Genomic DNA, 13,426 nt, shown 5'->3' with positions numbered 1-13,426 from the left:
GCTGCCGCGTCCGCATCCTTGTCTCGCCTCGCCAGAACTAGTACACGACTCCAGTTTTCACATTATGGAATTCCTGGCTGATGTCCCCTGCGACACCGCAACGCGGATGGGCTACCTCTCTAAGCGATCTCGCCCAGCGAGGAGCGTTGCTCTCCCCTACTCGTTAGTCTGAATCCATGACACGTCGAATTTTGCTCCTTCGACATGCGATGCCCGACGCGTCACCCGATAGTTCTCCTGACACCTGGCCGCTAAGCGACGAAGGCGCGACGGCGGCGTCGCAGCTATGCGGGCGACTTCCCGCTAACGGTGTCCTCGCATCAAGTCCAGAACTCAAGGCCCGGCAGACTCTCGAACAGGCAGTCGGTAGGCATACAAATATCGTTGTCGATTCCCGCTTCGCGGAAGTGAATCGCCCAGGTGAGCCGTTTGACGATGGATTTCACGATCGACGGTTCGCGTGGATCGTTGGCCATCCGCACCCAATCCACGAGCATTGGGAAACCCCAAAAGCCGCAGCGTCACGGTTTCAGGCAGGTATCGACGCAATCGATGGCGAGTCGATCGTCGTCGCGAGCCATGGCATGGTGCTGACGGCATGGCTGGTCGCCGTTGGCGTGGTGCGACCGGGCCAAGAGGCCGGCCGCTTCTGGAGCACGCTCTCCATGCCCGACCTGATCGAGGTGCCGGTGCCGTGACCCTCGTCGCCCGTAAAATGGCTCTCATGCCCACAGCCCCGATCGCCACTGATGCTCGCGGAGACTCGCTTATCGAAGTCGTGCGCACCGATTCGGCCGGGCTGAACGAGGCAAGCGCACGCACGCCGTGTCCACTGGCACTCGTGGTGGTCGTCGATGGGCATTCCGATCGGGTTCTCTTCGGTCTTAATCGGTGGCGGCGATCGTTGGAGCTGCCCGGCGGAATGGTGGAGGATGACGAGCCCTTTGAGAGCGCCGCCTCTCGGGAGCTCCAGGAAGAAACCGGAATCACCGTTCCGCAACCGCTGCTCTTGGGATATGCGTACTTTGAGCTGACAGCTCCCCCGCGAGAGGAACTCGGGGCCATCTTCTTCGCACGGGTCACTGATGCCATTGCGACGCCAAGCGACGAGCTTGTGGAGCTGGCGTGGCGGGTGCCCCTGACAGCATCCGACAGCCCTGTTTCCCACCTCGACGATGTCATTGCAGCGTGGGCACTCGACGCAGTGGCGAGCTGACGCCATGCGCCGCATCGCACTTCAGGCGCCGGAAGGCGTGCGCTGGATGCCGGATCAGTATTCCGGCGCAGGCGTTCTCGTGCTCGCCGGCTCGAGCGGACGTATCGACGAAGATCGAGCCAGAGTCTTCGCGCAGCTGGGGTGCGTCGCCGAGTCGATACGCTGGTTTGGCGGGGCCGGGCAACATGACGGGCCGTGGGAGATTCCTCTCGAGACATTCGCTGAACGAGTCGAGAATCTCGCCAGAACCTGCGACCGTGTCTATATCGTCGGAACCTCGTTCGGGTCTGAGGCCGCGCTTCTGACCGGCGCCCACGTCGATGCCGTGTCCGGCGTCGTCGCGTTCGCCCCCTCAGATGTCGTCTGGGCTGGATTCGACGGCACAGGACACGAGACCTCCCATTGGACGCTGGATGGCACGCCCCTCCCCTACGTTCCGTTCGATTTCGATGCGCATGTGCCCAGCGACGAGCCGAGTTTTCTTCCGCTGTATACCGCCTCGCGTGTGACATACGCACATGAGGTCGAGTCAGCGTCGATTCCCGTTGAGCGCATCAGAGACCTCGTTCTCGTTGCGGGAGGCGACGATCGAGTCTGGCCGAGCGTTGCGCAAGCCGAACGCATCCGTGACAGGCGTCAGGGATGCCCATTCGCCACAACCCTCGTGAGCCACAACATTGCAGGGCACCGCACCTTACTCCCCGGCGAGTCCCCGGTCTCTTCAGGGCGAATTATGGCGCGCGGAGGCACGGAGGAAGCCGATCGTGCACTTGGCGCCCAAGCCTGGGGCACCATTCTCGACGTGCTCAGACCCAACGGAGAATAGACGAGACGGCCTCGGATATCAGGACACGATACTGACGCCCTGCACTCCGCTGGTTCGCCGAACATCCGCTCTGTGCCAGCCTCTCGGGCGCTGGCCCTCGCACCCGCGATTTTCCGGTGTTACGACCACGTCTTGGGCGTTCATGTGATGCGATTCGCTGACGCTAATGTATGTTCGCCCGAGTGACACAGGCAGCCGCTGATCTGTGCGCACGCAGGGTCACGGTGCTCAGTCACGTGCCGAGTGCATCAGCCAGACGCCGATGCTCGCCGATATGACAAGCACGACGACGATGCCGAACCAGGCGATGTCATAAGCGCTCGGCAGGCTCTCGGCCATAGGGAATCTCTCCGTGTCGCTGTGCAGCGCCGAGGCCAGCGAGGTTACGGCGACGGCAGCGAGTGTCAGTATCAGTGGAACAGTCGCGCACCAGCGCTTCTGACGGGCACTCCACCGGGGTGAGGTCGCCACCATGATGACTCCGATGACCCAGCCGACGACCGGAAGAACGATGCCGGCAAACCCGTAAGCGATCGCCGCGACATAGGCGAACGCGCGCGAGTCTCGCCAGCGCTCCCCCGCTCCGGCGCCTCGCGACCGGGGTACGTGATGTCCAGCAATGTTACTGACCATTAACCAAAAATACCCCACGGCGTCACTTTCGGCAACGATTCGATAACGAAATTGAGGTCCAATGGATGCTCGTGCACGAATAAAGAGCGGGTACTCGCGCACGGATAAACTTGACGGATGCCGAAAACGCACCGTGAGCGAACGCGCGCTGCCTATGATCGCGTCGCCATCGATTACGCGGAACTTCTTGAGAACGAACTCACAGAACGCCCGCTCCACCGTCATCTTCTCGATGACATCGCTGTTCGGGTGCGCGGCCCCGTGCTCGACGTGGGCTGTGGCCCAGGGCGCGTCGCCCAGTATCTGGCAGAACGCGGCGTGACAGCATCCGGCATCGATCTCTCTCCCGCGATGGTCGCCGAGGCCCAGCGACGGCACCCGAGCATCGACTTTCGCGTCGGTACGCTCGATGAGTTGGGAGTCGCCGATGCGTCCCTTGGTGGCATTGTCGCCTGGTACTCGATCATCCACACGCCGGAATCCGAGCTCTCGAATGTTGTCGCCGAATTCCGCCGCGCGCTCTCGCCCAACGGCGTCTTGCTCATCGCATTTCAAGCCGGTGCCGCACAGAGAGTCACGATCACGAGCGCATACGGGCACGAGGACCTCGACTATGTCGCGTACCGCCATTCTCCGGACGTCATCGTCTCGGCTCTCGAAGCTGCTGGATTCGTCGTCGAGCTGCGCGCCGAGACGGCGCCGACACGGCACGAGCGCACAGCCCAGGCCTACCTCGTCGCGTCGATAGCACACAGACGCTCGGATGCCGTCCCCGACGACCCCCTCACGACATCGCGGCTGCTGCTTCGTTGTCCCGCCCTCGACGATGTCGACGCGATCACCGCTGCCTGCCAGGATCCCGAGATCCAGCGGCGGGTACCCGTGCCTGTCCCCTATCGGCGCGAGCATGCCGTTGCTTACGTGATGTCCTTCTGCGAAGACGGCTGGCGCAGCGGCGAGAGATTTACCTGGGCGCTCGATGCTGACGGCACATTTGCAGGAGTGGTCGGCCTCGACGCAGTCGCACACGGCTCGGCGAACCTCGGCTTCTGGCTGGCGCCCGATCAGCGTGGGCACGGTTACCTCTCGGAAGCCGTCACCGCCGTCCTCGACTACGCATTCGGAACACTGAACTTGGAGCGCGTTGAATGGCGGTGCTATGCGGGAAACCGCGGCTCAGCACGTGTGGCACAGCGCACCGGTTTCCGATTCGAAGGCGTGCGCCGCTCCGCGTCGATGGGCCGCACCGGTCGCGAAGACGACTGGGTCGGCAGCATCCTCGCGACAGATGACCGCACACCTCAGCCCTGGCCGCTGCTCGACGCGTAGTTCAGCCCCGAATCTCCGAGAGCACATTCGCCACGCGTACCCGGAAATCCCACGGACTGTTCTCGGGAAGGGCATCCACGGGCCACCAGGCGACGTCCTCACTCTCATCGCTTGCTCGCGGCTCCCCCGTCGCCAGGGCCGCAAAACCGAGATCCCAGTGTCGACGGCAGCGCCCGAACGCCGCGGCCAGCTCATGGCGATTCAGATCCTGTGGTGCATCTGACAGCATCCGAATGTGCTCAAGGCCGCTCTCTTCGTACGATTCACGCGCTGCGGCTGCTGCTGCCGTGGCATCGCCCGCTTCGATGTGGCCGCCAAGCTGAACCCAGAACCGGCCCTTCTTGTGGAAGCACAACAGAATGCTCCGAAATGATGGCGAGAAGATGAAGCAGCTCGCCGTGACATGATCGGATCCCGCTGCCCGGTCGAGAGCGCCGTCCCCGTGCGCTGTGAGGAATTCGAGGTACTCGTGCCGTCGATATGCCTGTTCGGCCGAGTTCGGAGTCCAGTCAGCCAGGTGCCGCCTGAGCTCGCTGGACCGCCACGGATTCGTCACGTCACCCACACCCACCAGTATGTCGCACGGCGGCGCAGGCGCCTGACCGGGGGCACGGTGGAGCCGCCCGATCAGGTGCTGTCGTCGTGTCTCTCAGCGCGACGGCGTGCGGACTCGGTCGGCATGCCCAGCTCGTTCAACGGCGACGTATCGCTCTCGACAGGCCGGGCCTCGACCGGGCAGATGAGGACTGCGTTGTCCGTCGACCGATCTATCGAGTGCTTTGACATCGCGTAGTCGCAGATCGGACACGAATCTTCGGGGCGCAGTTCGTGCACATCGTCCTCGTAGGGGCCGACATCGGCGGGACCCATAGCAGGCACGAGCCTGTCTTCGACGCGCCGGAAGAAGTTGTCGTACCGGCCCGCCCCATCACGAGACTCCTCTGAAGGGACCATGCTCCCATTCTAGGTTTGCTCATGTGGAAAGGCTAGAGCTGCATTCCACCGTCAAGAGGCAACCGTGAGAGCCGGGCGAGGCTTGCCTCCCACCCGGCAACGTGTTCGGCCTTCTCAGCTGCCGAGGTGAACCCGGATTCGCTGATTTCGATCGTGGTTCCCCCGGCCGGGTCGTCGAGCAGCCGAATATCCACTTCGAGAGTGTGGTTGTCGCCCGTCCAGCGCATGGTGAAGACGAGTTTCTCCCCGGGAACAACCTCGAGGATCTGCCCGCCGACCGAAACATTGGGCGAGACAACCCGCCAGCTCTGCCCAACTTCGGGAACGAACTCTGCCTCGGTTCCCTCCGGAGACGCCCAGAACCAGCGCTGGATGAACTCGGGCTCCGTCCATAGCCGCCAGACATCCGCCCGCGGGCGAAGAACATCACGAATGACGCCTCCGAGCTGATCCTCATCGACGCGATCGATCATGACATTCCTCCCACTGTCACTTTTCGCCGAAGCCGGTTTCAATCAACTCTGCCAGGTCTGCGACCGCCGTGCTGGCGTCGGGACCGGTTGCGGACAAATCCACGTCACGCCCCTTCACCAGCCCCAGGGACATGATGCCCAGCAGGCTCTTCGCGTCGACGCCGTTCACTGTGACATGCGCGTCGAACTCACTCGCCTTCTTGACGAAGTCAGCGGCGGGGCGCGCGTGCAGGCCATCGCGATTCACCAGTGTGACGGTCCGAGTCACTGGACCACCTGGTTCAGCGGTTTCCGTCACGGCCGCCTCGCTTGTACCACTCGGTCCACCACGGCCCGCGTGCTCGGCGGCGGCGACAACAGCGGCGATGTCTCCCCCGGTCTCCGCGGCGACAGCAGCGGCAACCGTTCCCTCAACAAGTGGCGCATCCGCAATCGTGACCCTGCTGCGCTCATCCTCATCGAGGAAGTCGAGTGCGGTCTCTGCGGTGAGAACCGCGGAGCCCAGATCGCACAGAATCACGGCGCCATCGCCCGACTCAGCCTCGCCGAGGGCCCGCGAGACTTTGTCGAAACTCGTCCCGATTCCGTCCTCATCGGTGCCACCCGCGGGGCGCATCGTCACTGAGGGCGCCATCTGCACCGCAAGCTCCACAGTCCCCTCGGCGATCTTTGAGCTGTGCGAGACGATCACCAGGCCGACGCTCACGCGTCGTCCTTCGCCACGTCTGCGGCAACCCGCAAAATCAGTGCCGTGGATTGCGCGCCCGGGTCTCGGTGCCCGATCGCGCGCTCCCCCAGATAGCTCGCCCGCCCCTTGCGAGCCACCAAGGGCTCCGTGGCTGCGGCGCCGCCCTCCGCCGCTTGCGCAGCCGCGTCGAGAACGTCAGCGGTGCTGGCGCCATCGCTCGCCGCTCTCTCCGCAGCGTCGACGGCTGGAGTCCACGCATCGATCATCGTTTTGTCGCCGGACTCTGCCTTTCCCCGCAGCACGATTCCGTCTCGGGCTGCTGTGAGCAGGGCAACGATATCGTCAGACCCCAGTTCTGCAGTGCCAGCGACAGCCCCGGATGCTTTGAGAAAGGCCGTTCCGTAGAGGGGGCCCGCAGCGCCTCCGACCGTCGAGATCAAAGTCGACGCCACGCGCTTCAGAATGCCGGAAACCGTCGCGGCGTCATCGGCATCCCGAATCGCCGTCAGCACGGCTTGAAACCCGCGATCCATGTTCTCCCCGTGATCACCGTCTCCGATCTCCCGATCGAGACGAACCAGTTCGCTCCGGTTCTCTGCGATCACGGCTGCACTTTGGACGAGCCATTCCCGCGCCCATGATGCGTCGACTGTCATCGTCACACTCCTTGCCTTCCGGTGTCTTCTCTGGCGTGGCTTATCGGCCCCAGCGCAGCGCCGATGTCTGCACGGGAGCATCCCACAGGTCTGTGAGCTCGTCATCGAGCTTCAAAACGCTCAGCGAGGCGCCCTGCATCTCCAACGACGTCGTGACATTGCCGACGTGATTTCGCGCCACAGTGATTCCGCGGTCGGCAAGCACCTGCGCCGCATGCCGGTAGACGATGTACAGCTCGATCAGGGGTGTGCCGCCCATGCCATTGACCAGGAGAAGGGCATTGTCGCCTGATTCGATTCCGAGGTCAGACAGAATCGGCTCGAGCAGCCTGTCGACGATGCGGTCGGCGGTCTCGAGCCCGATCTTCTCGCGCCCGGGTTCTCCGTGGATCCCGATCCCGATCTCGATCTCGTCATCTTCGAGGGCGAAGCTCGGCTCCCCCGCATGCGGAACGACGCACGGCGTGAGCGCAACGCCCATGGTACGGACGTTGGCGTTCACACGGCGGGCGATCTCGGCGACCTCGGCGAGCGAATCACCGCGCTGCGCGGCAGCGCCCGCGGCCTTCTCGACGAGCACAGTACCGGCGACGCCGCGCCTGCCTGCGGTAAACAGCGAGTCCTGCACAGCAACGTCATCATCGATAACAACCGATTCGACGTCGATCCCGTCAGCGGAGGCAAGGTCAGCGGCCGTTTCGAAATTAAGAACGTCTCCGGTGTAGTTCTTCACAATGTGCAGAACTCCGGCACCGGCATCGACAGCTTTCGTCGCCGCGACGATCGGGTCCGGCGTCGGCGATGTGAACACCGGGCCGGGGACGGCGGCATCCAGCATCCCGAACCCGACGAATCCGGCGTGCAACGGCTCATGCCCGCTTCCTCCGCCGCTGACGATCCCGACTTTACCCGCGACAGGGGCATCGACGCGGACCACGAACGTCGGGTCGAATTCCGCCCGGACGAGGTCGGCGTGCGCGCCCGCGAACCCCTCCACAGACTGCGCAACGACGTCTTTCGGGTCATTGATGAGCTTCTTCATTGGAACTCTCCTCCAGCGATGATCATGTGCGGCTCGGGGATGCCTGCACTCTTCAAACTACGCTGTTGGCGACGCTTCGGGTAGGTCTTGCGACGAGTGGCGGGCGGATGCTGCGACCCAGGCCTCGAGCTTGGCCGCCGCGGCCCCCGAATCGACAGTTTCCCGAACGATCTCCAATTGCTCGGCGAAGCGGTCGACCATGCGTCGTTCCGACTGCGCGGGATCCTCTTCGAGCCGGTACGAGACCATGCCTGCCGCCGCGTTCAGCAGCACGATGTCACGCACAGGCCCCGTCTCTCCCGCGAGAACACGGCGCAGAACATCAGCGTTGTACTCGGCGTCACCGCCCAGAAGATCATCGATCGACGCGAGTTCGATCCCCAGGTCGCGCGGATCCAGATCGTGTTCGGTGACGAGACCGCGCGAAACCTCCCAAATGTGCGAATGCCCCGTGGTCGTGAGCTCGTCGAGTCCGTCGTCTCCGCGGAAGACCAGCGCTGTCGCGCCGCGCGTCTGGAATACGCCGACGATGAGCGGCACGCGATCGAGCTGCGCCACGCCGACTGCCGACGCCTCGGGCCGGGCCGGGTTGCAGAGCGGGCCAAGGTAGTTGAAGACCGTGGGGATGCCGAGGTCGGCACGCACTTTTCCCGCATGGCGGAATCCCGGGTGAAACGCCGATGCGAAGGCGAACGTGATCCCGGCCTCCTCAAGGACTGCCACGACTTCTTCAGGCTTCAGCGTGAGGTCGATGCCGAGCGCAGCAAACACATCGCTGGAGCCTGACTTGCTGCTCGCCGCCTTGTTTCCGTGCTTGATCACCGGCACTCCAGCACCGGCGATGATGATCGACGCCGTCGACGAGATGTTGAATGTTCCGAAGCGGTCCCCACCCGTCCCGACGATGTCGAGCGCCATCGAATTAGCCGGGAGCGGCACTGCCGCAGAAAGTATCGCGTCGCGGAATCCCACGATCTCGTCGACAGTCTCTCCTTTGGCCTGCAGCGCAATGAGGAATGCGGAAATCTGCGCTTCAGTCGCATCCCCCGTCATAATCTGCTGCATCGCCCATGTCGCCTCAGAGACGCTGAGGTTCTCATTCGAGAGGAGTTGAGTGAAAAGAGGCGGCCATGACATACGTTCGGACATGAGGCCGATCTTATCGGCGCTGCCCCTCCCGGGTGAACTCAGAGGTGTTTAACTGGCGGTTTTAAGGGTGATTCCTGCCGTCTTGGGGAGCACCCCGGCTCGTCGTGCGAAAAATCCTGACGAATATCGGCCATAATGGAACTGTGACGAGCACCTCAATGAACTATGCCCCCAGCGCAGCCGCGTTGAAGAGGCCGAACGCCGTGATGGTCGGAACCATCGTCTGGCTCGGTAGCGAAGTCATGTTCTTCGCTGGCCTCTTCGCCATCTACTTCACCCTGCGCTCCACCTCCCCCGTCCTCTGGGAGTCGTCGACGGAGATTCTCAACGTCCCGTTCGCAACCGTGAACACGTTGATCCTCGTATCCTCGTCGTTCACCTGCCAGTTCGGAGTTTTCGCTGCCGAGCGCATGCAGTCGCGTGCCACCGGCTGGAAACCGACGCAATGGGGCATGGTCGAGTGGTTCTTCCTCACCTATGCGCTCGGCGCAATCTTCGTCGGCGGGCAGGTTTGGGAGTACGCGACGCTCGTCAGCGAGGGCATCACGTTCTCGTCCAGTGCCTACGGCTCTGCGTTCTATCTGACGACCGGGTTCCACGGCCTTCACGTGACCGGCGGTCTCCTTGCCTTCCTCTTCGTCATCGGTCGCGCGTTCGCTGTCAAGACATTCGCGCACAAAGAGGCGACCACAGCGATTGTCGTGTCGTATTACTGGCACTTCGTCGATGTGGTCTGGATCGGCCTCTTCCTCGTCATTTACGTTCTTCAATAGATTTCGAAAGCAGTCAGCACGTATGTCACGCACAAGTATGGCCACAGCGGCGAAAACGTCGAAGAAGGGGCGCCGTCACCCCCTCGCAAACGTTGCTCTCATCGCGATCGGCCTTCTCTTCTCTGGCGGCGCTTACGCCGCGTTCAGTTCTGCCACTGCATCCGCTGACGAGGCTGAGCCTTCGTCGCAAGAGCAGCTTCAACATGGTGAGAAGCTTTTCGCCGCAAACTGTGCGACATGCCATGGGATGAACCTCGAGGGCACAGAAAACGGGCCCACCTTGATCGGTGTCGGCGCGGCGTCTGTCGATTTCCAGGTCGGTACGGGCCGGATGCCTCTGCAGATGCAGGGTCCGCAGGCGCGCGTCAAGCCGAAGCAGTTCAGCGAGAGTGATACCTCGGCGCTTGCCGCGTACGTTGCTTCGTTCGCTCCTGGACCCGGCATTCCGGACGAGAAGTATCTTGACGCGCAGGGCGACGCTGCCAATGGTGCCGAGCTCTTTCGGATCAACTGCGCCATGTGCCACAACGTTGCAGGTGCCGGTGGTGCGCTCACCGAAGGAAAGTTCGCCCCGCCACTCACGGGAGTCAGTGAAGCGCACATTTACGAGGCGATGATCACCGGCCCGCAGAACATGCCGGTCTTCAACGACGCCAATCTGTCGCCTGAAGACAAGCGCGACATCATCACGGCGCTCAAGTACGCGGAGAACACCCCGTCCGTCGGTGGTTTCGGACTCGGCTCTCTCGGCCCGGTCTCAGAAGGACTCTTCATCTGGATCTTCGGACTCGGCAGCATCGTCGCGATCACCGTGTGGATCACGGCGAAGTCGAACTGACCCCGGCAGATCACAGACTCGAAAACCTGTAAGAAGGAGCAGAATGGCACAGGACGACAACAGCGGCAAGGATCTCGCCGCTGACGATTCGTCAGCCCACATCGCCGTTCCGGGCGCGTCGACCGGAACGGCAGTCGTGGCACCGGATGCGGTGAAGAACCCCGGTCTTCCCGCGCACCGGAAGCGCGTCACCGACCTCGACCCGAAGAAGGAGAAGCGCGCGGCACGAACCGTATACACGCTCTTCTATCTGTCGATCGTCGGAAGTGTCTGGGCAGTTGCCGCGTACATGGCCTTCCCGATCACACCGGGCGATCTCGGATCCGTCAGGCTCAACAACCTCTTCATCGGCCTGGGAATCGCGCTTGCGCTGCTGGCGCTCGGAATCGGCGCTGTCCACTGGGGCAAGGCGCTCATGGCTGACGAAGAATCGATTGATATCCGCCATCCTGTGCGTGGCTCTGACGAGACGCGTCAGACGGCTGTGGAGATTTTCGATACAGCGAACAAGGAGTCTGGTTTCGGACGACGGTCGATGATCCGCAACTCGCTCTTCGGCGCGCTGATCGCCTTCCCATTGCCGGCCATCGCGCTGTTCCGCGGTCTCGCTCCCGAGGGCAAAGACACCGAGCCCGTCGCACTGCTGAGCCAGACGATGTGGGAGAAGGGCACCCGTCTGACGCGTGACCCAGACGGTGCCCCGATCAAGGCGGCTGACGTCACCTTCGGGTCGGCTTTCCACGTCATTCCAGACGGCCTCTCTGACATATCGCATTCCGACGGAATGCTGGAGGAGAAGGCTAAGGCTATCGTGCTCCTCATGCGGCTGCAGCCCGATCAGCTGCATGAAGTTGAAGAGCGCAAAACCTGGTCGTACGACGGAATCGTCGCCTACTCGAAGGTATGCACGCACGTCGGATGCCCTGTGGCTCTGTACGAGCAGCGTACGCACCACCTGCTCTGCCCCTGCCACCAGTCACAGTTCGATGTCACGAACCATTGCGCGGTCATCTTCGGGCCGGCCGCACGTCCTCTTCCGCAGCTCCCGATCACCGTCGATGACGAGGGATATCTCGTCGCACAGAGCGATTTCACTGAGCCTGTCGGACCGAGCTTCTGGGAGCGTCATTGAGTACCACCACAGCAACAACGTCATCCCCTGAGGCGAAGAAAGCCTCCGGCGGTTTCACCGCCGCAGCGTCGAACTACATCGACGAGCGCACGAGTATCTCCGCAGCAGTCAAGGAGTTCGGCCGCAAGGTCTTTCCGGACCACTGGTCGTTCCTGCTCGGCGAGGTCGCGCTGTACAGCTTCGTCGTCATTCTCCTCTCGGGCTCCTTCCTGACGTTCTTCTTCCAGGCGTCAATGGCTGAGGTCCACTACGACGGCTCGTATGTACCTCTCAAGGGCGTCGAGATGTCGGCCGCCATGGCATCAACGCTTGACATCTCGTTTGATATCCGCGGCGGTCTGCTCATGCGGCAGATCCACCACTGGGCGGCTCTCCTCTTTGTCGCATCCATCGGCCTTCACATGTTGCGCATTTACTTCACTGGTGCCTTCCGGAAGCCACGCGAGCTCAACTGGGTGATCGGTTTTGTGCTGTTCATCCTTGCCATGGCTGAAGGGTTCACAGGCTATTCCCTCCCCGATGATCTGCTATCGGGTAACGGATTGCGCATTATCGATGGAATGGTCAAGGGCATCCCCCTCATTGGGACCTGGACGTCATATCTGGTCTTCGGTGGCGAATTCCCGGGTGATCAAATCGTGGGGCGTTTGTATACCCTGCATATTTTGTTGCTTCCGGCCATCGTTGTGCTCTTCATCGCCTTGCACCTGATGTTTGTCGTGGTCCATAAGCACACGCAGTATCCCGGACCGGGAAAGACCCAGAGAAACGTCGTCGGGTTCCCCGTCCTTCCCGTCTACGCTGCGAAGGCCGGTGGCTTCTTCTTCATCGTCTTCGGCATCATCGCGTTGATCGGGTCGCTCTTCACGATCAACCCGGTTTGGAATTATGGTCCCTACGACCCATCCCCTGTCTCTGCGGGAACGCAGCCTGACTGGTACATCGGATTTGCCGATGGAGCGTTGAGGCTTGTTCCGCCGCATCTCGAATTCGTCTGGCTGAGCCATACGTGGTCGTTCAACATCATTCTGCCGTTGCTGGTCATCGGCGTGTTCATCGTGCTCGTTCTTCTGTATCCGTTCATTGAGGGATGGATCACGGGAGATAAGCGCGAACACCACCTGCTCGACCGCCCGCGCAACGCGCCCACGCGCACAGCAATCGGTGCTGCTGGTGTGACGTTCTACGCCGCTCTCTGGGCGGCAGCGAGCTCGGACTTGATCGCCACCCACTTCCAGCTGACGATGGAAGGCGTCATCCACGCCCTTCAGGCGATGCTCGTCATCGGGCCGTTCATCGCATACTTCGTGACAAAGCGCATCTGCCTTGCACTTCAGAAGAAGGACCGCGAGATTGCGTTGCACGGGTACGAGTCCGGTCGTATCGTCAGGTTGCCCGGCGGTGAATACATCGAGGTGCACCAGCCCGTTGACGAGTACGAGCGCTGGAAGCTCGTCAGTCACGACAGTTACAAGCCCCTCATGATCCGTCCGAATTCTCGCGGCAAGATCACAACCGGGCAGCGCTTCCGTGCCGCACTCTCCAGATGGTTCTTCGAGGATCGCATCGCTCCCGTCACCCAGACGGAGATCGACAGGTCCCACGACCAGCACTAGGCGCGAGCCATGAGGGGCCGGGCAACTACTTGTTGCCCGGCCCCTTTTCTCTGTGCGTATGCGCCGCTTATGCGGACCCAGCCGGTCGCTTGCTGCGGGAA

16 protein-coding genes are annotated in these 13,426 nt (G+C 62.4%); 8 read left to right on the top strand and 8 right to left on the bottom strand.

The window, feature by feature from the left end:
• Window positions 1-176 precede the first annotated feature (176 nt).
• Genes OK352_RS14365 through OK352_RS14355 form a run of 3 tightly spaced genes read left to right on the top strand, consistent with a single transcriptional unit; the run spans window position 177 to window position 2,042 of the window.
• Window positions 177-698, top strand: a complete 522-nt coding sequence (locus tag OK352_RS14365; protein ID WP_265142191.1) for a histidine phosphatase family protein — start codon at window positions 177-179, stop codon at window positions 696-698.
• Window positions 699-724: 26 nt separating this feature from the next.
• Complete coding sequence (locus tag OK352_RS14360) at window positions 725-1,216, top strand: NUDIX hydrolase (protein ID WP_265142189.1); 492 nt, start codon at window positions 725-727, stop codon at window positions 1,214-1,216.
• A 4-nt stretch (window positions 1,217-1,220) separates the two neighbouring features.
• Window positions 1,221-2,042, top strand: a complete 822-nt coding sequence (locus OK352_RS14355) for an acyl-CoA thioester hydrolase/BAAT C-terminal domain-containing protein (RefSeq protein WP_265142188.1) — start codon at window positions 1,221-1,223, stop codon at window positions 2,040-2,042.
• Between the two features lie 228 nt (window positions 2,043-2,270).
• Here OK352_RS14355 and OK352_RS14350 read toward each other — a convergent pair whose 3' ends face one another.
• A complete protein-coding gene (locus tag OK352_RS14350) occupies window positions 2,271-2,675 on the bottom strand; it encodes a hypothetical protein (protein WP_265142187.1) in 405 nt (134 codons plus the stop codon).
• Window positions 2,676-2,792: 117 nt separating this feature from the next.
• Between OK352_RS14350 and OK352_RS14345 the strand changes: the two genes are divergently transcribed.
• The gene (locus OK352_RS14345; RefSeq protein WP_265142186.1) at window positions 2,793-4,004 is read left to right on the top strand and encodes a GNAT family N-acetyltransferase; all 1,212 of its coding nucleotides are present in this window, start codon (window positions 2,793-2,795) and stop codon (window positions 4,002-4,004) included.
• A 1-nt stretch (window position 4,005) separates the two neighbouring features.
• Here OK352_RS14345 and OK352_RS14340 read toward each other — a convergent pair whose 3' ends face one another.
• The 7 genes from OK352_RS14340 to trpD form a co-directional block, all read right to left on the bottom strand.
• On the bottom strand, window positions 4,006-4,569 hold the full coding sequence (locus OK352_RS14340) for an NUDIX domain-containing protein (protein ID WP_265142185.1): 564 nt from the start codon (window positions 4,567-4,569) through the stop codon (window positions 4,006-4,008).
• A gap of 62 nt (window positions 4,570-4,631) precedes the next feature.
• On the bottom strand, window positions 4,632-4,958 hold the full coding sequence (locus tag OK352_RS14335) for a hypothetical protein (RefSeq protein ID WP_265142184.1): 327 nt from the start codon (window positions 4,956-4,958) through the stop codon (window positions 4,632-4,634).
• Between the two features lie 32 nt (window positions 4,959-4,990).
• Complete coding sequence (locus tag OK352_RS14330; protein ID WP_265142183.1) at window positions 4,991-5,431, bottom strand: SRPBCC family protein; 441 nt, start codon at window positions 5,429-5,431, stop codon at window positions 4,991-4,993.
• 16 nt (window positions 5,432-5,447) lie between these two features.
• The gene (gene dhaM, locus OK352_RS14325) at window positions 5,448-6,137 is read right to left on the bottom strand and encodes a dihydroxyacetone kinase phosphoryl donor subunit DhaM (RefSeq protein WP_265142182.1); all 690 of its coding nucleotides are present in this window, start codon (window positions 6,135-6,137) and stop codon (window positions 5,448-5,450) included.
• On the bottom strand, window positions 6,134-6,775 hold the full coding sequence (gene dhaL, locus OK352_RS14320) for a dihydroxyacetone kinase subunit DhaL (RefSeq protein ID WP_265142181.1): 642 nt from the start codon (window positions 6,773-6,775) through the stop codon (window positions 6,134-6,136). The genes dhaM and dhaL overlap by 4 nt, the downstream gene beginning before the upstream one ends.
• A gap of 40 nt (window positions 6,776-6,815) precedes the next feature.
• Window positions 6,816-7,817 carry a dihydroxyacetone kinase subunit DhaK gene (dhaK, locus tag OK352_RS14315; RefSeq protein ID WP_265142180.1) on the bottom strand — a complete coding sequence of 334 codons (1,002 nt, stop codon included), beginning with the start codon at window positions 7,815-7,817 and terminating at the stop codon, window positions 6,816-6,818.
• 57 nt (window positions 7,818-7,874) lie between these two features.
• Window positions 7,875-8,966, bottom strand: a complete 1,092-nt coding sequence (gene trpD / locus OK352_RS14310; RefSeq protein ID WP_265142179.1) for an anthranilate phosphoribosyltransferase — start codon at window positions 8,964-8,966, stop codon at window positions 7,875-7,877.
• Between the two features lie 158 nt (window positions 8,967-9,124).
• Between trpD and OK352_RS14305 the strand changes: the two genes are divergently transcribed.
• Genes OK352_RS14305 through OK352_RS14290 form a run of 4 tightly spaced genes read left to right on the top strand, consistent with a single transcriptional unit; the run spans window position 9,125 to window position 13,325 of the window.
• Entirely contained in the window at window positions 9,125-9,739 is a 615-nt protein-coding gene (locus OK352_RS14305) for an aa3-type cytochrome oxidase subunit III (protein WP_265142535.1), read from the top strand.
• 37 nt (window positions 9,740-9,776) lie between these two features.
• Window positions 9,777-10,577, top strand: a complete 801-nt coding sequence (locus tag OK352_RS14300; RefSeq protein WP_265142534.1) for a cytochrome bc1 complex diheme cytochrome c subunit — start codon at window positions 9,777-9,779, stop codon at window positions 10,575-10,577.
• Window positions 10,578-10,620: 43 nt separating this feature from the next.
• A complete protein-coding gene (locus tag OK352_RS14295) occupies window positions 10,621-11,709 on the top strand; it encodes a cytochrome bc1 complex Rieske iron-sulfur subunit (protein WP_265142178.1) in 1,089 nt (362 codons plus the stop codon).
• Window positions 11,706-13,325: a cytochrome bc1 complex cytochrome b subunit gene (locus OK352_RS14290; protein WP_265142177.1), complete on the top strand. Its 1,620-nt coding sequence runs from the start codon at window positions 11,706-11,708 to the stop codon at window positions 13,323-13,325. The genes OK352_RS14295 and OK352_RS14290 overlap by 4 nt, the downstream gene beginning before the upstream one ends.
• Window positions 13,326-13,426: the final 101 nt, after the last annotated feature.

The sequence above is a fragment of the Microbacterium sp. MPKO10 genome, from assembly GCF_026107415.2.
GTDB lineage: Bacteria > Actinomycetota > Actinomycetes > Actinomycetales > Microbacteriaceae > Paramicrobacterium.
The sequence above is the reverse complement of the archived record's forward strand: the minus strand, read 5'-3'. Positions and strand labels throughout refer to the sequence as shown.

Coding starts and splice junctions, on each gene's coding strand:
- OK352_RS14350 (WP_265142187.1), bottom strand. CDS start 2,675: ATGGTCAGTAACATTGCTGGACATCACGTACCCCGGTCGCGAGGCGCC.
- dhaL (WP_265142181.1), bottom strand. CDS start 6,775: ATGACAGTCGACGCATCATGGGCGCGGGAATGGCTCGTCCAAAGTGCA.
- OK352_RS14330 (WP_265142183.1), bottom strand. CDS start 5,431: ATGATCGATCGCGTCGATGAGGATCAGCTCGGAGGCGTCATTCGTGAT.
- OK352_RS14360 (WP_265142189.1), top strand. CDS start 725: ATGCCCACAGCCCCGATCGCCACTGATGCTCGCGGAGACTCGCTTATC.
- OK352_RS14335 (WP_265142184.1), bottom strand. CDS start 4,958: ATGGTCCCTTCAGAGGAGTCTCGTGATGGGGCGGGCCGGTACGACAAC.
- OK352_RS14305 (WP_265142535.1), top strand. CDS start 9,125: ATGAACTATGCCCCCAGCGCAGCCGCGTTGAAGAGGCCGAACGCCGTG.
- OK352_RS14345 (WP_265142186.1), top strand. CDS start 2,793: ATGCCGAAAACGCACCGTGAGCGAACGCGCGCTGCCTATGATCGCGTC.
- dhaK (WP_265142180.1), bottom strand. CDS start 7,817: ATGAAGAAGCTCATCAATGACCCGAAAGACGTCGTTGCGCAGTCTGTG.
- OK352_RS14295 (WP_265142178.1), top strand. CDS start 10,621: ATGGCACAGGACGACAACAGCGGCAAGGATCTCGCCGCTGACGATTCG.
- OK352_RS14365 (WP_265142191.1), top strand. CDS start 177: ATGACACGTCGAATTTTGCTCCTTCGACATGCGATGCCCGACGCGTCA.
- trpD (WP_265142179.1), bottom strand. CDS start 8,966: ATGTCCGAACGTATGTCATGGCCGCCTCTTTTCACTCAACTCCTCTCG.
- OK352_RS14355 (WP_265142188.1), top strand. CDS start 1,221: ATGCGCCGCATCGCACTTCAGGCGCCGGAAGGCGTGCGCTGGATGCCG.
- OK352_RS14300 (WP_265142534.1), top strand. CDS start 9,777: ATGGCCACAGCGGCGAAAACGTCGAAGAAGGGGCGCCGTCACCCCCTC.